This is a genomic window from Streptomyces inhibens (assembly GCF_022221585.1).
GTDB classification, from domain to species: domain Bacteria; phylum Actinomycetota; class Actinomycetes; order Streptomycetales; family Streptomycetaceae; genus Streptomyces; species Streptomyces inhibens.
Genome location: NZ_CP084681.1, coordinates 265992 through 285770, shown reverse-complemented (window position 1 = coordinate 285770; position 19779 = coordinate 265992). Strand labels below are relative to the sequence as shown.

16 protein-coding genes and 1 tRNA gene are annotated in these 19779 nt (G+C 69.3%); 9 read left to right on the top strand and 8 right to left on the bottom strand.

Going from position 1 to position 19779, the window contains the following annotated elements:
• Positions 1 to 3: 3 nt before the first annotated feature.
• Together KI385_RS01370 and KI385_RS01365 are read right to left on the bottom strand one after the other, a co-directional pair.
• Positions 4 to 1065 carry an HpcH/HpaI aldolase/citrate lyase family protein gene (locus tag KI385_RS01370; RefSeq protein WP_238570403.1) on the bottom strand — a complete coding sequence of 354 codons (1062 nt, stop codon included), beginning with the start codon at positions 1063 to 1065 and terminating at the stop codon, positions 4 to 6.
• Positions 1066 to 1721: 656 nt separating this feature from the next.
• Positions 1722 to 3521 (bottom strand): TIGR03767 family metallophosphoesterase, encoded by a 1800-nt coding sequence (locus tag KI385_RS01365; RefSeq protein WP_238570402.1) that lies wholly within the window; start codon positions 3519 to 3521, stop codon positions 1722 to 1724.
• A 404-nt stretch (positions 3522 to 3925) separates the two neighbouring features.
• Between KI385_RS01365 and KI385_RS01360 the strand changes: the two genes are divergently transcribed.
• Together KI385_RS01360 and KI385_RS01355 are read left to right on the top strand one after the other, a co-directional pair.
• Positions 3926 to 4174, top strand: coding sequence for a hypothetical protein (locus tag KI385_RS01360; RefSeq protein ID WP_238570401.1), 249 nt, complete (start codon positions 3926 to 3928; stop codon positions 4172 to 4174).
• Entirely contained in the window at positions 4167 to 5264 is a 1098-nt protein-coding gene (locus tag KI385_RS01355) for a response regulator (protein WP_238570400.1), read from the top strand. Before KI385_RS01360 ends, KI385_RS01355 begins: the two co-directional genes overlap by 8 nt.
• 482 nt (positions 5265 to 5746) lie before the next feature.
• Here KI385_RS01355 and KI385_RS01350 read toward each other — a convergent pair whose 3' ends face one another.
• Positions 5747 to 6673 carry a TIGR03620 family F420-dependent LLM class oxidoreductase gene (locus KI385_RS01350; RefSeq protein ID WP_238570399.1) on the bottom strand — a complete coding sequence of 309 codons (927 nt, stop codon included), beginning with the start codon at positions 6671 to 6673 and terminating at the stop codon, positions 5747 to 5749.
• Positions 6674 to 6787: 114 nt separating this feature from the next.
• On the opposite strand from KI385_RS01350, the gene KI385_RS01345 reads away from it, so the two are divergent.
• Complete coding sequence (locus KI385_RS01345) at positions 6788 to 7384, top strand: TetR/AcrR family transcriptional regulator (RefSeq protein ID WP_238570398.1); 597 nt, start codon at positions 6788 to 6790, stop codon at positions 7382 to 7384.
• A gap of 84 nt (positions 7385 to 7468) precedes the next feature.
• Here the strand turns inward: KI385_RS01345 and KI385_RS01340 are convergent, their stop codons facing one another.
• Positions 7469 to 8020: a GNAT family N-acetyltransferase gene (locus tag KI385_RS01340; protein WP_238577514.1), complete on the bottom strand. Its 552-nt coding sequence runs from the start codon at positions 8018 to 8020 to the stop codon at positions 7469 to 7471.
• 372 nt (positions 8021 to 8392) lie between these two features.
• On the opposite strand from KI385_RS01340, the gene KI385_RS01335 reads away from it, so the two are divergent.
• Positions 8393 to 8935, top strand: coding sequence for a DUF4232 domain-containing protein (locus KI385_RS01335; RefSeq protein WP_238570397.1), 543 nt, complete (start codon positions 8393 to 8395; stop codon positions 8933 to 8935).
• 103 nt (positions 8936 to 9038) lie between these two features.
• Here the strand turns inward: KI385_RS01335 and KI385_RS01330 are convergent, their stop codons facing one another.
• Positions 9039 to 11225, bottom strand: a complete 2187-nt coding sequence (locus KI385_RS01330; protein WP_238577513.1) for an FUSC family protein — start codon at positions 11223 to 11225, stop codon at positions 9039 to 9041.
• Positions 11226 to 11476: 251 nt separating this feature from the next.
• Positions 11477 to 11552: transfer RNA gene (locus KI385_RS01325), tRNA-Trp, on the bottom strand.
• Positions 11553 to 11744: 192 nt separating this feature from the next.
• On the opposite strand from KI385_RS01325, the gene KI385_RS01320 reads away from it, so the two are divergent.
• Entirely contained in the window at positions 11745 to 12332 is a 588-nt protein-coding gene (locus KI385_RS01320) for a hypothetical protein (protein ID WP_238570396.1), read from the top strand.
• 30 nt (positions 12333 to 12362) lie between these two features.
• On the opposite strand, the gene KI385_RS01315 is transcribed toward KI385_RS01320, so the two are convergent.
• Positions 12363 to 13337, bottom strand: a complete 975-nt coding sequence (locus tag KI385_RS01315) for a TIGR01777 family oxidoreductase (RefSeq protein ID WP_238570395.1) — start codon at positions 13335 to 13337, stop codon at positions 12363 to 12365.
• A 517-nt stretch (positions 13338 to 13854) separates the two neighbouring features.
• Between KI385_RS01315 and KI385_RS01310 the strand changes: the two genes are divergently transcribed.
• Genes KI385_RS01310 through KI385_RS01300 form a run of 3 tightly spaced genes read left to right on the top strand, consistent with a single transcriptional unit; the run spans position 13855 to position 16680 of the window.
• Positions 13855 to 14064 (top strand): ferredoxin, encoded by a 210-nt coding sequence (locus KI385_RS01310; RefSeq protein ID WP_238570394.1) that lies wholly within the window; start codon positions 13855 to 13857, stop codon positions 14062 to 14064.
• Positions 14054 to 15418 (top strand): NAD(P)/FAD-dependent oxidoreductase, encoded by a 1365-nt coding sequence (locus tag KI385_RS01305; RefSeq protein ID WP_238570393.1) that lies wholly within the window; start codon positions 14054 to 14056, stop codon positions 15416 to 15418. The genes KI385_RS01310 and KI385_RS01305 overlap by 11 nt, the downstream gene beginning before the upstream one ends.
• A 38-nt stretch (positions 15419 to 15456) precedes the next feature.
• Entirely contained in the window at positions 15457 to 16680 is a 1224-nt protein-coding gene (locus tag KI385_RS01300) for a cytochrome P450 (RefSeq protein WP_238570392.1), read from the top strand.
• Between the two features lie 151 nt (positions 16681 to 16831).
• On the opposite strand, the gene KI385_RS01295 is transcribed toward KI385_RS01300, so the two are convergent.
• Positions 16832 to 17473 carry a CAP domain-containing protein gene (locus KI385_RS01295; protein ID WP_238570391.1) on the bottom strand — a complete coding sequence of 214 codons (642 nt, stop codon included), beginning with the start codon at positions 17471 to 17473 and terminating at the stop codon, positions 16832 to 16834.
• 583 nt (positions 17474 to 18056) lie between these two features.
• Between KI385_RS01295 and KI385_RS01290 the strand changes: the two genes are divergently transcribed.
• Complete coding sequence (locus KI385_RS01290) at positions 18057 to 19595, top strand: amino acid permease (protein WP_238570390.1); 1539 nt, start codon at positions 18057 to 18059, stop codon at positions 19593 to 19595.
• Positions 19596 to 19779: the final 184 nt, after the last annotated feature.

The window sequence follows — 19779 nt, the reverse complement described above, 5'->3', positions numbered from 1 at the left end:
AACTTACTCCTTCTCGGCAGCGTTGTAGGCGTCGCGCAGTTCGGGGTCGCGTGCGGCAAGGGTGTCCGCGAGCTGGGCGACCACCTGGCACTGCTTGTAGGTGGCGTCGTCCTGCATCTTGCCGTCGATCATCACGGCGCCGGTGCCGTCGCCCATCGCCTCGATGACCCGGCGGGCCCAGGCCACATCGGCGGGCGAGGGCGAGAAGACCTTCTTGGCGATGGCGATCTGCACCGGGTGCAGGCTCCATGCGCCGACGCAGCCGAGCAGGAACGCGTTACGGAACTGGTCCTCGCAGGCGGTGGTGTCCTTGATGTCGCCGAACGGCCCGTAGTACGGCAGGATTCCGTGCGCCGCGCAGGCGTCCACCATGCGCGCGATGGTGTAGTGCCACAGATCCTGCTGGAAGGTGGCCCGCGGCGCGTCGGCGTCCTGGGTGTGCGGGTCCTCGCGGACGAGATATCCGGGATGGCCGCCGCCCACCCGCGTGGTCTTCATCCGCCGGCTGGCGGCCAGGTCGGCGGGGCCGAGGGAGATGCCCTGCATACGGGGGCTGGCCCCGGCGATCTCCTCCACGTTGGCGACGCCGCTCGCGGTCTCCAGGATGGCGTGCACCAGGATCGGCCGCTGGATCCCGGCCTTTGCCTCCAGCTGCGCGAGGAGCCGGTCGATGTAGTGGATGTCCTCGGCGCCCTCCACCTTGGGCACCATGATCACATCCAGCTTGTCGCCGATCTCGGTGACCAGCGTCAGCAGGTCGTCCAGCGCCCAGGGCGAGTCCAGGCTGTTGATCCGGGTCCACAGCTGCGTGTCACCGAAGTCGGTGGCCTTGGCGATCTTCACCAGCCCCGACCGGGCGGCCTCCTTGCGGTCGGCGGCGACCGCGTCCTCCAGATTGCCGAGCAGTACGTCAACAGTGGGGGCGATGGACGGCACCTTCGCCGCCATCTTCTCGTTGCCCGGGTCGAAGAAATGGATCATCCGCGACGGCCGGAACGGAACGTCATGCACCGGGGTCGGTGCCCCGACGGCCAGCGGGCGGAAGAAGTCCTTCGGAGAGCGCATGCAGTCTCCCTGATCGGATCGGATCGGAGGGGCGGGAGCCACCGCCGGGCATCCGGCGGGGTCACCGGCGATCACTCTAGAGGTGCGGGACGGTGACGCTACCGGCCAGTACATGTGCTGTTGGTCACCGAGGGCGAGGAAGTCGGCGGACATCGGACCGGTCGGGTGAAGAGCTGCGCACCGAGCCGCGTCCGCATGCCGTGCCGGTGGGCGGTCCCGTCGAGGGTGACCGTACGTCCAATGTGCGGTCACCTCTGGGCGCCTTTGGACGCCGTTTCCTATGGCGGCCCTGCGTCTCGTTGAAAGCGCCCGGCGGCCCGGGAGCAGGCCGAGCGCGGCTGTCAGGGCCATGAGGATTCTGGAGCCGCCTGTAGCCGATGAGTGCTGCGGCTATGCCGACGAAGGCCAGGAAGCGCTCGGCTGTGCGTAGGCTCGACCCGCGTACGTGGGCGTGCCGGGCCCGGCCCTTCGATCCGTCAGAAGGATCGGACCCGCGCCGTGTCGGTACCTCCGCCCGCCCGACCAGGCTCCGCAGGCGCCCGCTTCCTCCTGCAGCCGTAGTCATCACGGAAGAGCGGCCAGAACCCGATGGATGGCCGGTGAGCGATGGAGACGCTGGTCCATGTCGATCGTTGCTCGGGTGGTGCCCGACCGGGTCAGGCCCGATGGACGAGGAGTTCGGTGTTGCGGTCCACCGGGGCGCCCGCCATTACTTCGTGGACGCCGGAGGACATGCCGGCGGCGAGGCCGGGGGCGTTGTAGGACAGCTCGCGGTAGAGGGAGGCGAGGCCGACGGCCGACAGGTCGTCGAAGTCGGTGCGGTGCGGGGCGGCGGACTCGATGAGGGTGGTGAACAGGGACAGGGTCCCGTCGTGGTTGTCGACCAGTTCGATGAGTCGCGCGTGCTGCGGATAGTCCACGTGCGAGGCGGTGTTGACCTCCCAGAAGGAGCGGGCCGCGGTCGGGTGCGGGTGCGGGGTGATGCGGTTGACGTGGCTGTGGCCGTTGATCCATGCCACGACGTTCGGGAACCGGCTCAGCAGGGCGATGACCTCTTCGCCGTCGTGGCGCTTCTCATCCGTGCGCGCGGCATCGGGGCGCCGGGTCATGCTCGGACTGTGGTGGTGGCTGAAGACCAGGATGTGCGCGTCATCGGCCCCGGCGTTGCGTATCAGGCGGCCGTCCGCGTCGTAATGACGGGAACTGTGCGCGGCCAACGTCCGCTCCAGCCATGCGAGTTGCTCACTGCCCAGCGAGCCCTCGAAGTGGCCGCTGCGGTAGGTGGTGTCGATACTGATACCGAGGACGCCCTCCGCGACGGTGAAGGAGTAGTACATCCGGTCGTCGTCCAGGTGGTTCTCGGAGTATCCGTGACCGACCGGCCCCGCTCCGGCGAACGCCGGGTTGAGGTGCGCGCGCAGATAGTCGTGCGGCGTGGCCATCCGTCGGCGCTCGTCGGCCGTCACGGCCCGTGCTCCGGCCTTGTTGCGGTTCAGGATCTCTTTGAGGACGGTGCTCTTGGGGTCGCCGCCCGTCTTCAGCACCTGGGCGAAGGCGGCCGCGTCGGCATCCGGTACGGAGAAGATTTTGCGCGCCCCGGTGATGTATTCCGCCAGCACGGGGTCGTGCGGGGTCAGGCAGCCACCGGGCAGGTCGTCGTGGTTGCCGGGCGTCGAGTACCAGGGAATGCGCAGGCCGGGACTGACCACCGGGCGTATCGCGGCTTGGAGGTAGCCGGGTATCCGCGGCAGGCCACGCCTCTTGTCCTGGTCGCGCAGGGCGTCGTCCGGGTGCCAGTAGAGCGGGAGGCCGGAGCTCTGTACACCTTCGTACGACCCCGGGTCACCGGTGTTGGGGGTGATCCGGCCGCCGCTCATGAGGGTGAGGAACCACTCCAGCTCCACCATGGAGTTGTTGTCGATGTTGTCGCCCGTGGACATCACGAACGCCGCCGGCCGCCCGGTGTGGGGCCCGCCGCCGAGCGCGTTGACCTGCTCCACCAGCGAGACCGCACCGGCCACCGACAACGCCTCCTGCCCCCGCCACGACCCCGGCGACAGACTGCGCAGATACTCCGTACGCAAAGGGCTCTGGACATCGGACACATGGAGGTCGGTGAACTGGACGAAGCACGCCAGGGCGGTCCGCCGGTCCTGTCGTCCGGCCCCGGCGCGGGCGAGTTCGGGCCGGACGACCAGGGGCCATCCGGGACCGGAGGTGAGGCGCCGGTAGGCACCGCTGCCGGCGAGGCGGGCCGCCGTCTGCAGCGTCGTGGTGCCGTACGGTGCCGCCCGCCCGACGTTCGGCCGGGGGGCGGCCGGAGCGGGATCGGCGGCCGGTGGCGCGCTGCTGCGGCGCTGGCCCGGCAGTGCCCACGCGGCAGTGGTTCCGGCAAAAGCGGCACCGGAGGTGAGGAGGAATCGACGACGGTTGGTGGTGGTTTCAATACCGGCCATAAGGCCCTCCGTGCAGGGGTCGGCATGCCCGACCGCAGCGGTGTCACCAAACGGAATTTCTCATTCCGAAGCTTGTCCGGTGAGCGTGGCCAGAAGTTGAACGGGGCCGGAACCCGCAACACCCATCGCCCGTCGGTACGGTCCGCCGGCCGGGCCGCCCCCGGTCGGCAGGGTTTGCGCAACGACAGCACCGTTGCGTCCTGTTCTTGCAATACGGGACGCGGTTCCCGCCGGCCCGGCCCTGGAGCAGGGGCGATGGCACTCACCCCGCCCTGGTAGCGGTGTCGCAACGCTGCGTAACGCCCGCAACGCCTGCGCAACACCTTGCAAGCCCTCCATGCTGGGCACGCCGGTGTTCGCCGGTGGAGCACCGCACACTGCGGTCGGAGCAAAAGGGGCCCGTTGTGAAACGGTCATTGCTGTCGCTGAGGGCAGCCGTCGTGTTGTCGCTCGGCATGGTGGGCGGCGTCGGCGCCGGCACCCTGTCGCTGCTCGCCGGTCACCCGACGGCGGACAGTGCGCTGTGTGCCCTGGCCGGCGCGGGAGCCGTGATCAGCTTCCTCGACCGCGTCATCGCGGCCGACAGGGAAACCACCCCCGAACGCGCCGTGCCCGGCCCGGACGGATCGGAGCAGAGCCGGCGCCATGTCTGAGATGAACCCGCTCCCCGAAGAGCTGAGCGAGGAAGCGCGGGCTCTGGCAACGGCCCTGCGGGAGCTCTTCCAGGGGCTGAATGTGTCCTTGCGCCGCTACTCCAGCAGACGGCACCGCAACGCCGCCACCTTCTCGCGCTACTTCAGCGGCAGGGCCGTCCCGCCCTGGGACGTGGTGATGGACCTCCTGACGGACCTCGCCGAACACCGCGGCAAGCCCACGACACAAGAAGCGATGGACCTGCTGCGCCGTCTGCACCAAGCGGCCATCGCCACATCCTCCTCGCCCAAGCACGCGGTGGAGATCCTCGAACGGCAGCTCGCGGACGCCGATCGCACCGCGCGCAGCACGACCGCGCACAGCGACGTCATCGGCGAAGCGCTCCTGGACCGCCAGCACCGCATCGCCGACCTCGAAGTGCGCCTCACCCACCTGGAGTCCGAATGGAGCGCGGAGCGGGCGCGCGCCGACGCCCTGGAGGCCCACGCCCCCGATATCGCCAATCTGCTGCGCGAACGTGACGCCCTCAGCTCCGAAGTCGCCAGGCTCGCCAAGGAACTCGAACAGGTGCAGGCCCGGCACACCCAGGCCGAGGAGCGCTGCCAGCTGCTGGAGCGACAGATCGACAGCATCGAGGAACAGCGGCGGGCCACCATCGTGATCACCACGGACAAGCCCAGCTCGCCGTGTCTTCCCAAGGTGCTCGTCGTCGACGACCAGGCGGAGAACCTGCTCGCCATGACAGCGGTGCTGGACGGCTTCGACCAGGAGATCGTCGCCGTTTCCAGCGGACGGGAAGCCCTCAAGGCTCTGCTCGACCACGATGACTTCGCCGTGGTGCTCCTGGACGTCCAGATGCCCGAAATGGACGGCTACGAGACGGCGGCGCAGATCAAACGGCGCGCCCGCCACCGCGACCTGCCCATCATCTTCCTCACCGCGATGAACATCGACGCCGACCACTCCGCCCGCGCCTACGCGGCGGGAGCGGTCGACTACATCGCCAAGCCCTTCGACCCTTGGGCACTGCGGGCCAAAGTTGCCGTCTTCACCGAGATCTTTCAGGAGCGACGACGACGGGAACGCTGAGACGGCCGGCGCCCCGACTGCGGCGGAGGCGCCGACCGGGCGCTCCGTGAGTGCGGCGTGGTGACGATCGGCATGACAGGTGGGGGCCGCCGACGCATGAGGTGCACATCGTGGCCAGGCTCGTCTCCGTCAACGTGGGCCTTCCCCAGGATGTCTCCTGGCACGGGCGGACCGTGCACACGGGCAGCTGGAAGCGCCCGGTCACCGGCCCCCGGATGGTCCGGCGGCTGTGGTGGCTGCACGGAGCACGCAACGGCGACAAATCTTCGGCGCCGGCCCCGCGCTCACCCCCGGCCCCGCGCTCACCCCCCCGCATCGCCCCGGCCGAGGCCCGACCGCCCCACCCGCCCGCGGGAGTTGCGGATCTGCTGCGCACGGCCCTGCCAGGACGTCGTCCTGGACCTGTGACGCACAACCGTGCTGCGGCGCAGTTCCCATCAGGGCGCGGTGCCCGTTGAATTACCACGCACATTGCCGCGGCCTCACCGGAGTTGACCGTTGAGGAGCGCGGCGGCCAGTTCGCGCCATTCGCGCTGCGGCGGGACGGCCGGATCGGCGGTGAGGACCTGCAGACAGACATGGTCGGCCCCGGCGTCGAGGTGCTGCTGAACGCGCCGGCGGATCGCTTCGACATCTCCGTAGGCGACGATCGCATCCACCAGCCGGCCGCTCGGACCTCCCACGATGTCGTCGTCGCCGAAGCCCAGCCGCCGCACATTCGCTTCCTGGTGCGCCGCCATGGAGACATAGCCGCCGACATGTGCCGTGGCCACCTCCCGGGCGCGGCCGAGGTCGGTGTCGAGCACCACGGCCTGCTCGACCGCGAGGAAGGCGTCCGGACCCATGATCTGGCGTGCCCGTGCGGTGTGTTCGACGGACACGAAGTACGGGTGGGCGCCCCAGGTGCGTTCGGCCGCGAGACGCAGCATCTTCGGGCCCAGCGCCGCCAACACCCGGCGCGGGGCCGGATCCGGGACGGGGCCGTGCGCGGGAACGGCGTCCATGGCCGCCAGATAGTCGCGCATCGTCGTCACGGCCCTGCCCCGGGCGGGCACGGGATAGCCGTCCACATGATGGATCGTGTCATCGACCCGGTGGCCGCCCAGGCCCAGCAGATAGCGCCCGGGGAACGCCTCGCCGAGCGTGCGCTCCGCGGTGGCCATGGCGATCGGGTCCCGGAAGGCGATGTTGGCGATGCCCGAGGCAATGGTGATGCGTCGGGTGGCCGACAGCAGCAACCATGCCTGCCCCACCGTGTCACGGCCGAACGCCTCCCCGAACCAGAGCGCCCCGTAACCGAGTTCTTCGATCTCCGCCGCCGCGTCGCGTACCTGCCCCGCAGGCAGCCCTTCGAAGGCGAACGTCCAGATGCCGACCCGGCCGAGATCTGCCCGCGCGTCGTCTCTCACCCATTGCTCCTCGGTCACAGAAATACGGAGAGGTTCTCCGTTTCGCGTTCGCTACGATACGGAGAGGTTCTCCGTTTGGCTACCTGCTCCGGAAGAGAGATCGAGGTCGGGATGATGACGGCAATACACGGCGGCATCCCCGGGGAGCGGCGCCAGCGCAATGACGTACGGCGCAATCGCGAGCGCCTCATCGCGGCGGCCCAGGAGACATTCGCCGAAGCCGGACCCGAGGCGTCCCTGAACGAAATCGCACGCCGAGCGGGCGTGGGGCCGGGGACCCTCTACCGGCATTTCCCCACCCGATCCGCCTTGCTGGCGGCGGTGCTCAGCGACCGGGTCCGGACTCTCTGCGGAACGGCGGAGAGGCTGCGGGCCGCCGAATCCGCCGACGACGCCCTGGACACCTGGCTGCGGGCGTTCCTGGCGCATGCCCGGACGAACCAAGGCCTGGGTGGCGCCGCGCTACTCGAGGGGGCCAATGCGCTGGACCTCGACTGCCATCGCCTGATCCTGGAGGCGGCGGCCGGTCTGCTCACCCGCGCCCAACGGCAGGGCACGGCGCGGGCCGACCTGACGCCCGAGGACCTCATCCAACTCGTCGTCGGGATCGCGCTGTCCACGGCCCGCAACGACGACGCCGAGCAATCCGACCGGCTGCTGGGTCTGGTGCTCGACGCCGTGCACGGTGCGCGGGGAGGCGGGCGCGGGTGAGCAGTGGATTCGGTGGGGCAGGAGCGTCGGTGAGTCCGTTCCTACCGACAGCTGCAACTGCCTGCAGCTCGCTCAGGCGGGGGTCTACCGCCTGAGGGCTCGCTGCCTTTCGGCCGGCATCCGGTACACCACACTCCGGCGCAGCGGCCCGTCGGGCACCGTCGGATCGTCGAAGTCGTCGGCCGGATCGTAGGTCATACCGATCCGGCGCATCACCGCCTGTGACCGGAGATTGGTGGCAGCCGTCACCGCGAGGATCTCCGGCAGTTCGAGGGATGCGAAGCCGAAGGCCAAAGCGGCGGTGGCAGCCTCGGTGGCATAGCCGTACCCCCAGGCCGGACGGGCCAGTCGCCAGCCGGCCTCCACTCCGGTGAACGGCATGTCCTCATCCACCGGATCCAGCCCGGTGAACCCGATGAACTCGCCGGTGGCGAGCACCTCAACCGCCCACCATCCCCAGCCCCGCTGGTCGAGATCGTCCTGGAATGCGGCCACGGACGCCTCGCTCTGCTCCCGCGTGAGCACGTCCGGGAAGTACGCGCGGACCTCGGGGTCGGCATTCATCGCCGCCCAGGGTTCGAGGTCGGCCTCCCGCCACCCACGGAGCACAAGACGAGCGGTGCGCAGCTCAGCCATCTCAGACATCGCGCCAACCTAGCCTGCTCGCGCTCCCGCGGCGATCGAATTCTCCACGGTGTTCCGCTGCTTATGGGCAGTCTTGTCAAGGCGCGTCGTCCGACGCCTTGGCGGCCTCGGCGTTGGGAGAAACGGCCTGGCCCCCGGAGCCCGAACGATCCCGTGTTAGCGAGGCGTTAGTCGATCATCAGCGGCGGTGATCAGGGTGTGTTCCGAGGAAACGAACAGGAACTCACCGGCTGGACCCGCTGTCCGGCTCGCCCGTTCCGAGGCGGCCCGAGCGGCCGGCCGGCGGGGGAGCCGACGGGGCGGGCCGGGGGTATTGCACCGACGTTTCTCCGGACAGCCGGAGAAAAGGGAGTTGATGAATTGATGACCATGCCTGGTCTGCGTACCGCGGTCACCGTCACCGCCGCTGCCGCGCTCGCTGTCGGAGCGAGTGCGGGAATGGCGTCCGCCGTATCTGCCGCAGGGGCCGGTGCGGCGGCCGGCTCGTGCCGACCGGGGACGCTGAAGGTCACCACCACCGACGCGGGTTCGAGCCAGGTCGGAATGAGCCACGAGGGTACCTATCTGCGGGTGACCAACACCGGCAGCAGCAGCTGCACGATAAGCGGCTACGCGGGGCTTGCCCTGGAGGGCGCGGGCCACACCGCACTCAAGACCACCGCACGCCATGGTGACACCTACTTCGCCAAGGACCCGGGAGCTCACCCGGTGACCCTGAAGCCGGGCAAGAGCGCCTTCGCCGATCTGGTCTGGACGCACGCCGACGCTTCCCCCGCGCCCGCCAAGTACCTGCAGGTCTCCCCGACGGGCAGCAACGCGCACAGCGTCGTGGCGTTCGACCACGGCGTCGACAACGCCACGCTGTCCGTGACCGCCTGGTCGGCGACCCTGCCGGGCGCCTCCTGACACCCTGACAGTGGCATCCCCCGAAGGCCGGCGCACCCGCGCCGGCCTTCGGGCAGCCCCGGGGCGTCCACCGGAGATCCAGCCGACCCGTGCCCCGGCGAACTCAGCCGGTCTTGCCACCCTTGCGCCCCGCCACCGGCACGTCCAGGGGGCGGGCGATACCCACCACCCCCTCATCGAGGCGCTGGAGATGCCGCAGCACACGGGAGGTGACGGTGCCCGGCTGCCGAGCCGCCGAGCCGTCCGCTTCCAGCATCGAGGCGATGCTGGCGCCGGACTCGACCTCGCCCTCGGCGTTCTCCTCCGTCACCCGCGCGACGATCACATCGATGTTGTGCGCGATGCGCCGCCCGGCCCGCTCCAGTCGTGGATCGGCCGCGACGGTCTTGCTGTACGGCACGAGTTCGGCGGTCGCCGCCAGGGAACGGGCGTGGTAGGCGGAGGTCTCCAGAAGTGCCACCAGATAGCGGGCGGTCTGCCGCCGTACCCGCAACGGGGTGATCGGATGCGTCAACGGCTGGATGGAGGCCCGCAGATCGTCCAGCGCCGTGTCCAGATCGCGCGCTCTGCCCAGCAGATCGACGGCGGGCCCGCCGCTGAGCTGCTCCACCGCCGCGGACACGACCTCTCGCAACCGGACCAGCACCGTGCCCAGTTGCTCGTCCGTACGGCGATCCGTGTGCACCGGCAGCACCAGCACGGCGGCGATGATCCCGCAGGCTGCGCCCAGCGCGGTCTCCTCGATGCGCAGCACCAGCACGGAGAAGCTGTAGGTGTTGAGCAGCGTGTAGAGCAGCCCGAGCATCGCGGTGACGAAGAAGGACATCAGCGCGTACGACAACGGTGCGGTGAAGAACATCCCGAAGATGCACAGCAGAACCAGGGCGAACGCGATCCAGGTGTTGTTGCCGACCACCCCGGCAAGAGCGACACCGGCGACCACACCGAGGACCGTGCCCACCAGCCGGCGGTAGCCCTTGACCAGGATCTCGCCCGTGGACGCGGTGTTGAGGAACACCACCCAGCAGGTCAGCACCGCCCAGTACCAGCGCTGGCTGGACAGGAACTCGCCACCGATGATGGCCAGTGTCGAGCCCACCGCGACCTGGAACGCGGCGCGGGTGGTGGGCCGTTGGAGCCCGGTGCGGTCCTCCTCGGTCTCCTCGCGCTCCTCGGACCCGACGATCGCGAGGTCCTCGGCATCGAACTCTTCGCGTGAGCGTGTGGTAGCCGGTGAGTCGTCGGACTCGTCCTGCGGCCCGTCCAGCGCCAGCCGCAGGCCGAGGACGGAACGCGCGGCCTCGCCGAGACCGCGGAAGGCGTCCTGTACGGCCGGCGAGGCGCGCGGCAGGTTGTCCTCGTCCCGGTAGCCGAGCAGCCTGTTCCGTACGTGCGCGAGCGCCGTGCCGCGATCGTCGGGCGCCCGTCGGGCGACCAGCAGGCTCAGCGCCTGGAGGTCCCGGCGCAGGGTGACGATCGCCTCGTCCTCGGTCTGCGGGCGGTGCACCGTGGCCGGTACCGGCGCATCCGGCAGATGCAGCGTGAGCGTATCCGTGCGCTCGGCGGTGCGGGCATTGAGCAACAGCATCCCCAGCCGTTCGGCGGCGATCTCGGCGTCCGCGATGCGGCGTTGCACCAGTCCCGCCGTGGCCGCGTCACGGGTGCCCTCCTCCAGGCGGCCCTGAATCATCAGTGCCGCCTCGTGCAGCCGGAAGGTACGCCGCCGCAGGTCGTCGAGGACGCTCTCCAGTTCCTGGGGGCCCGCATCCATCAGCTCGACATGGGTCGCCACCAGCTGCGCGAGCCGCGCCCGGAAAGCCTTGCGCAGCCGGCCCAGGGTTCGACGGGGCGTTTCCGGGACGACGGTGAAGCGTACGACCGCGCTGCACACGAAGGCGATGGCCAGGGTCAGAAACAGCTCGGGCAGGGTCGGCACGGTGGCGTGCACGAAGAGCGAGACGAAGTAGACCTGAAAGCCGATCAGCCCGAGTGCCATGCCCCGGTCGCCGAAGCGGCGGGAGTAGACGGCGCCGAAAATCAGGGCGACGAAGAACATGTCACCGGCGATGATCCGGTCGTTGAGCAGTGCGCCCAGCGACATCGCGGCGAGTGCGACGGGCAGGCCGAGCGCGAGCGTGATCGCCTGGCCGCGTACCTGCTTCTCCGTGATCGCGAAGGTCGCGGCCATGGCCGCCATGGCGCCCGCGACCATCAGGGGGATGCTGGTGTGGAGCAGCGCGAGGACGACGAGGGTGAGCACAATCGCCCCGACCGTCCTCAGCCCCGCCATCAGCCGCAGTAGCCCGGGATCGGATGCCGCGAAGCGGTCCCAGGTGCCGGTCCCGGCCCGTCGTATCGCTGCCCTCACGCTGATGTACGCTCCCCATTCTTGCCATCCGCCGGGACGCCCCAGCATCGCACGACCACAATTCCCAGCTCACAGGCGGTCGGGGGAGGGGCCGGGAGCACGAGCCGGAGGGGGCCGGTGATCGCATACGGGCCTGGCACCGGCGGGAGCTTCCGGTCGCACAGGCGCAGCGATGGCAGGGGAGGCAGGAGTCGAACCTGCGGCATCCGGTTTTGGAGACCGGCGCTCTGGCCTCTGAGCTACACCCCTTTGACGTAAGTGAGCTTCGCAGAGTGGCGATCAGGGATCCACTGCTTTTCACAGCGATGAGTAGCCGCCGCCCGCGGAGCGAATCCCGTGCCGTACGGGGCGCCGTAAGATCCGCAGCAAGAGCAGATCCGCGGTCGCCCGCACAAAGAACGGAATGCCCCGTGATCTGTCTGTCAGCGCGAGGAGAAGACGATGACTGACGTGTCCCTTGATGCGTCACCCGCGTCTCTCCACGATCCGGCCGACTTCGCACCGCGCATGGCCGCCGCCTGGGACTGGTTCGGCCTTGCGATCGATGCCCAGCAGGAGGGGGACTGGGTTCTCGACGACGTCGAACGCCAGGTTCTCGCCGACCTCGTAGTGGCGGCCAATCCTCTGCACGGTGGTCGCCTGCCGCCGCACACGCAGGATTCCTTGTATGTGCGAGTGGGGCGCATCAACAAATGGGCCGGCGTGCTGCGCTTGGCGGCGCGTGCCGGAGGCTGGGAACTCTTCCCCGTCGCCGGTGAGGACCCGTCGGTTCTCACCCGTCCCGTCGGTATGGCCGACATGCTGTCAGGCTTTTACGCACTGGCGGAACAAGGCGAGCGCTGGCAGAAACTGATCCTGGCCACCGCCGAAATGCTCAATGCCGATACCGACGGATCTCTGAGGCAGGGACGAACCCTTGAGCAGGTGATCCGTGACCGCAACCCACGTTTCGAGAACGACCTGGCCGCAGCCGAGGCATTCTTCACCGGCCCCGGTTCGCTGGACGACCTGCCCCAGTTCTTCTCTTGATGCCGCTTGGCCTCGTGACGGGCGGACGGCTCAGCCGGGGGACTGTTCGCCGCGCAGGAAGGTTCGTCCGCCGCGCACGCGCCGTACGAGGTCGTCGGCGGCCTCCGGCCACTGGGGGTGGTCGAAGGCGAAGCCCGCTTCGAGCAGGCGGCCGGGCACGACGCGGCGGCTCTTCAGCAGGAGCTCGGTGTCGGAGCGCAGCGCGAACGCGCCGAGTTCGGCCATCCACTTCGTTGCCGGCAGGCCCACCGGGACGCCCCGGGCAGCCCGCAGCGCGCGCATGAACGCGCGCTGCGGCAGGGGAGCGGGGGCGGCGAGATTCACCGGCCCGGTGAGGTCGTCCCTGCCGATCAGGAACTCGACCGCGCGGACGAAATCGCCGTCATGGATCCAGGACACATACTGTGCGCCGCCCGCGACCGGGCCGCCGAGTCCGAGCCGCGCCAGCCACAACAGGACGTCGAAGGCGCCGCCACGATCGGGGCTCATCACCATGGCGGAGCGCAGTGCGACCTTGCGGGTGTGCGGAGTCTCGGCCTGCTCCTGCGCCCGCTCCCAGGATGTGGTGATCTCGACGCTGTAGGCCCAGTGGTCCGGGACGCCGGGTTCGGTGCCGCCGAGCACGCCGGTCGCCTCGTCGTTGGGCGCGTCGAAGCGGTGGGCGTAGAGGGTGGCGGTGCTCATCTGGAGCCAGACGCGGGGAGGCCGGCCGGCGGCCGCGATCGCTTCTCCCACGACTCGGGTGGAGTCCACCCGCGAGTCCATCATGGCCTGCAGATTGGCTGCGGTGTAGCGGCAACTGACGCTGCGTCCGGCCAGGTTGATCACGACATCGCTGCCGTCGAGCGCTTCTGCCCAGGGGCCCGGCGTCTTGCCGTCCCAGCGAACGTCACCGTCGCGCACCGGCCGTCTGGTCAGCACCACGACCTCATGGCCTGCGGCGGTCAGCGCACGCCGCAGAATCCCGCCTACCTGACCGGTCCCCCCGGGTATCACGATCTTCATCAGGCCCCCTCGGTGCAGCGGAACGAGCCTAAGGGCTGTCCCGTAATCCCTGGTGGATCAGCGCACGGCGTCAGATGCACTGCGTTCTCCCCCACGCCTTAAGGGCGCAGGAGGGGCCCCCACCGCTCACTCCGTCTCGGCTCTTCATTCGCTGTACGGATGCCGAGCTGCATCGCAAGGCGGAGGGACGTCCGGATACTGGGTGTATCCGGATGTTCCGACAACGCGGCGTGGGGGCACCTCCCAGCGTTAGCTGGGGGAGTGCCGTAGCTGTCGTCGTGCGCCCGCCAGGGATTACGGGACAGCCCTTAGCCTCCCCGTTCCGCTCGCGGTCGGGCGAGGGGGCCGACCGCTCCCCGGAAGATGCTGAGCCCCCGCCCCTCCTCACCCCGCGTGAACGCTCCGATGGACCAGCCCCGACTGCACCGCACCTTGACCGGTAGTAGGACGGGAGACGACGGGTGCAGCGGTGGGGGGATTCGGCGCGGGTGGCAGAAGTGGTCAGGAGTGGCACGGGATGAACGTCGTCGTTGACCTCAATCGCTGCCAGGGCTATGCCCAGTGCGCGTTCCTCGCCCCTCAGGTGTTCACGATGCATGGCGAGGAGAGCCTGTTGTACACCCCGGTCATCACGGAAGATCAGGACGAACGTGTCCGACGGGCCGCGGCAGCATGCCCCGTGCAGGCCATCCTCGTGGGCAAGGAGGCGGGCCCCGGTGCGCGGTGAACCACGCGACGGCCGGATCGTCATCGTCGGCGCCTCGCTCGCCGGGCTGCGGGCGGCCGAGAAGCTGCGTGCGGAGGGTTTCGCCGGCTCGCTGACCCTCGTCGGAGAAGAACCGCATCCGCCCTATGACAGGCCACCGCTGTCCAAGCAGGTGTTGCTCGGAAAGGTCCCGGCGGAGAACACCGGGCTGCCGCAGCGCCGTGAGGTGGACGCGGAGTGGAGACTCGGGGTGCGTGCCACCGGGCTCGATCCGTTCGGGAAACGGGTACTTCTCGCCGATGGTGAGGAGGTGTCCTTCGACCGGCTGCTGATCGCCACCGGAACCCGTGCCCGGCCCTGGCCGAACCCGGCCGAGGCCGCCTTGGACGGGGTGTTCACCCTCCGCACGAGCGATGACGCGGGCCGTCTCGCCGAGCGTCTCGACGCCGGGCCGCGACGGGTCCTGGTCATCGGTGCCGGATTCACCGGTTCGGAGATCGCCTCCGCCTGTCGGGAGCGCGGTCTTGAGGTGACGGTCGCGGAGCGGGGGCCGGCGCCTCTTGTCGGCGCGCTCGGCGGAACGCTGGGCACGCTGGCCGCGAGGTTGCAGCGCGCGCACGGGGTCGACCTGCGCTGTGGGGTGACGGTCACCGCCCTGGAGGGCAACGGCCGGCTCACCGGCGCGCAGTTCTCCGACGGCACGCGGATCGATGCCGACGTTGCCGTGGTCGCCCTGGGCGCGGTCCGCAACACCGAGTGGCTGGCCGAATCGGGCCTCGCCGCGGGCCCACGCGGGGTGACCTGTGACGCGGGGTGCCGCGCCTTCGACATGTACGGGATCGTCACCGACGACATCTTCGCCGCCGGCGACGTGGCCCGCTTCCCGCACCCGCTCTTCGAATATCAGCTGCTGTCCCTGGAGCACTGGGGCAACGCGGTCGCGCAGGCCGAGGTGGCGGCCCACAACATGGTCAACCCCGGACCGCGCAGACGCCCGCATCTGACCGTTCCGGCCTTCTGGTCGAGCCAGTTCGGCCTCAACATCAAGTCTGTCGGCGTGCCCACCTTCTCCGATCAGGTCGTCATCGCCCAGGGCTCGCTGAGGGACGCCCGTCTGGTCGCCGTCTACGGCTACCGGGGGCGCGTCACCGCGGCGGTGAGCGTGAACCAGGCCAAGTGGCTGGAGTACTACCAGCGCCTGATCGAGACGGCAGCGCCGTTTCCGCCCGTGCCGGGGGCCGCCGACCGGCCCGAGTCGCCGGCCCCCGTCCCCTCCGACGTACCGGATCCGAAGATGCTCTCGCACGGTCCGACCGTCGCGCTCACCGGTCACCTGCCGGACCGTCGTCTGACCGTGGTGCAACCGGCCCGCTGAGACCACCGCCACTCCATCGCGATGAGGAGGCTCCGCCCATGGCTGCGGACACCCTGTTCCGTCGGATCACCGACTACGCCCACCGCGCCGACCCCTATCCGCTCTACGCCGAGCTCCGCGAGGCCGGAGTGGTACGGCAGGAGGACGGCAGCTACCTGGTCGGGACGTACCACGAGATCGCGGCGCTGCTCCACGACCCACGGATCAGTTCGGACCGCCGCAACCGCGCCGTACCGGACGAGACCGCGGCCGGCGAGCAGGGGCTTCCGCCGTCCTTCATCGGGCTCGACGACCCCGAACACCACCGGCTGCGCCGCCTCGCCATGCGCTCCTTCGGCCCGCCTCACACCCCGGGCCGGATCGACGCCATGGAGGGCGAGATCACCCGGATCGTCAAGGACCTCATCACCGGCTTCGAGGGCACGAAGCGGATCGACATCGTCGACGACTTCGCCTACCCGCTCCCCGTCACGGTGATCTGCCGGCTGCTGGGCGTACCGACCGAGGACGAGCCACGGTTCCGCCTCTGGTCGGACACGATCGTCGCCGGGTTCGACCCCACCCCCGGGGAGGACCCCGCCGAGCGTCAACGCGCGGGCTCGGAAGCCCGGAAGGCGATGGGCCTGTATCTGGGAGAACTCGCCGAGAAGCGCCGTAACCGCCCCTCCGACGACATGCTCTCCGCCTTCGTCAACGACGAAAGCCCCGACGGCCGTCTCACCCAGCTCGAAATCATGACCACCGCTGTCCTGCTGCTCATCGCCGGGCACGAGACAACCGTCAACCTGATCACCAACGGCATTCTCACCTTGCTGCGCCACCCCGACGAGCTGGACAGACTCCGCAGCGAACCGGCGTTGATGCCGAAGGCGGTGGAGGAGCTGCTGCGCTACGAGCCACCGGTGCAGATGCTGCCGCAGCGCACCCCGCTGGCCGACATCGAGGTCTTGGGCGTCACCATCCCCAAGGGCGCCCCGCTCATCCTGATGCTCGCCTCCGGCAACCGTGACCCCCAGCGGTTCCGTGACCCGGACCGCTTCGACCCGACCCGCGAGGACAACCAGCACCTCGGGTTCGGCAGCGGCATCCACAGCTGCTTCGGTGCGCCACTGGCCCGGATGGAGACACAGCTCGCCCTGACCGCGCTCATCCAGCACCTCGACAAACCGCGCCTGGTCGAGGACCCGCCTCCGTATCGGCGCAGCCCGGTGCTCCGCGGGCCTCGCCACTTGCTGATCGAAGACGACCGGGCGGGCGCGTGAGGCGCGGCTGTGTCGCGGAGGGCCGAGCGCCGATGAGGCCCCCGGCCGGATTCCGGTCGAGGGCCTCATATGCCTGGTGCGCGGGTGTGGAGGATACGGGAGAGGATGCGAAATCCGGCAGGAGAGCTGAGGGCCGAATTCGTTGTGCCCGTTATCGGGCCGTTCCGAAGTCCTGCGTCCAGTAATCGCCGGGCTGTGCGAGGCCGACGCCGATCTCCTTGAAGGAGCAGTCAAGGATGTTGCGCTTGTGGCCGGGGCTGGACATCCAGCCCGCCATCACGCTCTCGGGAGTGGAGTAGCCGTAGGCGACATTCTCGCCGTAAGCGCTCCAGTTGTAGCCGGCACGCGTGATCCGGTCGTCCGGAGATGACCCGTCGGAGCCCGTGTGCGACATATTCCGATGGTCGGCCATGTCCTTGCTGTGAGCTTGGGCGGCCTTTGTCAGTTTTGCGTTCACGGTCAGCGGTGAACAGCCGGCCTTGCTTCGCTCTTTGTTGACGAGTTCCACCACGCGGGCCGCGGTCTTGGACGCCGGGGCGGCGCTCGCCGAAGCACTGGGCGACGCGGCGGGTGCCTTTGACGCTCCCGCGGTCGGCTTCGAGCTCCATCCGCCCTTTGCCGCCCAGTGATGGGAAGAGGCGTGCTTCCAGTGGCCGTAGGAGTGACCGCCCTTGTTCTCCTGGTGTCCGTCGTCCAGACAGGCCATGGCGACGGAGGGGACGCCCACGGCGCCTATGGCGAAGGCGGCGATGGTTATCTGCCGGTAATGCCTCTTCCTGCGATGCTTCCTCATGCGTGACCTCACTCGGTAATTGCGAAGCGCCCCTGGTATGGCTGGCACGGCACGATCCCTGCGTCTGAGCTGCGGAGATGCCCTGCGGGTCGTCATTCTTGGGCGGCTGCGCACGCACTGCAATGAAGATCGGTACTACCTCGCCTCGTAGTACCGGACGGCTCTTGTCATGTGTGCACGGGCATGCTGGTCCGGATTGTGAAAGATCCGGGAATTCCTGTTGCTCCGTCAGGAGCCCCTATGTGCTGAATGCGCGAGCGAAAATGCCGAGCGGATCGAATGCCGCCCGCCCCCGTGCGAGGTATTCGTTGACCAAGACGGACAAATCCCATATGTCCGCAGGCCGCCATCTACTATCCGGCCTCGTACATGCCGAGGCCGATATGACGGATATCACGAGGCTGCGGCTTGCGGTGGGCGTAGGCCCTTCCGGTGACCCGTCGGCGCCCCGGTCGGCCTCCCCGAGCCCCTGAACCCGGGTCGCCGCCACTGCCCCATAAGGCCTGCCGGCCACTTCCCTCCCCGGGGCGGCATGCGCTCGACTGGCACCTGATCGATCTCCCCCCGCCCTGGAGGTTCGCCGGTGTCCCCCTTAGGCCCGATCCGCCGCACCGCTGATGCCCAGGCCGATGACGCATATCTCCGTGAACTCGGCTACGAACCGGTACTGACCCGCCGCATGGGGTCGTTCGGCAACTTCGCCATCAGCTTCTCCGTGATCTCCGTCCTGAGCGGCTGTATGACCCTGTACGGCTTCGGGCTGGGTACCGGCGGTCCGGCCGTGATGATGTGGGGCTGGCTCGGTGTCGGCCTGATGGTGATGTCCGTCGGCGCGGGGCTGGCGGAAGTGACATCCGCCTATCCCACGTCAGGGGCGCTGTACTTCCAGGCGGAGCAGCTCGGCGGACGCAGATGGGGCTGGTACACCGGCTGGCTGAACCTTCTGGGACTGCTCGGCGCGATCGCCGGCATCGACTACGGCGCGGCGCTGTTCACCGGCGCCTTCCTCAACCTGCAGTTCGGTTTCGTGCCGACCCCGGGCACGATCATGGTGATCTATCTGTGCATCCTCACCCTGCACGCGACCCTGAACCTCTTCGGTGTCCGGTTCGTCAGCATTCTCAACAGCATCAGCGTCTGGTGGCATCTCTGTGGTGTCGCGCTGATCGTCGGCGTCCTGGTCGTCGTGCCCGCGCACCACCGGTCCGCCGCCTTCGTCTTCGGTGCGTTCGTGAACTCCACCGGCTGGTCGTCCTCGGTGTACGTGGTGATGATCGGGCTGCTGCTCGCCCAGTACACGTTCTGCGGCTACGACGCGAGCGCCCATCTGTCGGAGGAGACCACCAACGCGCAGGTGTCCGCGGCCCGTGGCATCATGCGGGCGATCGGCTGGTCGTGGGTGGCGGGATTCGTGCTGCTGGCCGGGCTGACGTTCGCCATCCAGGACTACGCCGCCACTCGCGCCACGGCATCCGGCGTCCCGCCGGCGCAGATCTTCCTCGATGCGCTCGGCGCGGCCGGTGCGAAGGCGCTGCTGCTGGTCGTGATCGCGGCACAGCTGTTCTGCGGCAATGCCGAGACGGCCGCGGCGTCCCGGATGGTGTTCGCGTTCAGCCGGGACGGCGCCCTGCCGGGCTCGGGCCTGTGGCGGCGGGTGCACCCGCGCACCGGCACGCCACGGAACGCCGTATGGCTGTCCGCCGGCTCCGCGGCCCTGCTGGCACTGCCAAGCCTGTACAGCTCGACGGCGTACGCCGCGATCACCAGCATCAATGTCATCGGCATCACCCCGGCCTACGCGATCCCCATCTATCTGCGGATCAAGCACCGCGACCGCTTCCGGCCCGGCCCCTGGAACCTCGGCCGGTGGGGTGTGACCGTCGGCTGCATCGCCGTGACCTGGGTGGCCCTTGTGACGGTGCTGTTCTGCCTGCCGCAGACCCGCCCGGAGACGGGACTGCTCTCCCTCACCACGTTCAACTACGCCCCGGTCGCCCTGCTTTCGGTGCTCGCACTGGCCTGGATCTGGTGGCGGATCGCCGGAAGGCGCACCTACGAGGTTCCTGCCGTCGGCCTGCCGGCCGGCTCACCCCCGGCCGGCAGCGGCAACGGGGCACCGTAGGGCGGAGAGAGACGGTGCCGCCGGCCGCTCCCGGCGCGCTCACGGGTGACGACTTCAGGGACCGGCCGTGGCGAGCGGTGCGTCACCGGATATCGGTCGGCGCCAGCCGCTTTTCGACAAACACCGCTCCACGCAGGCACATCCGTTGACGCCGTGGATGCCGCGGTGTGATGGTACGGCCGCT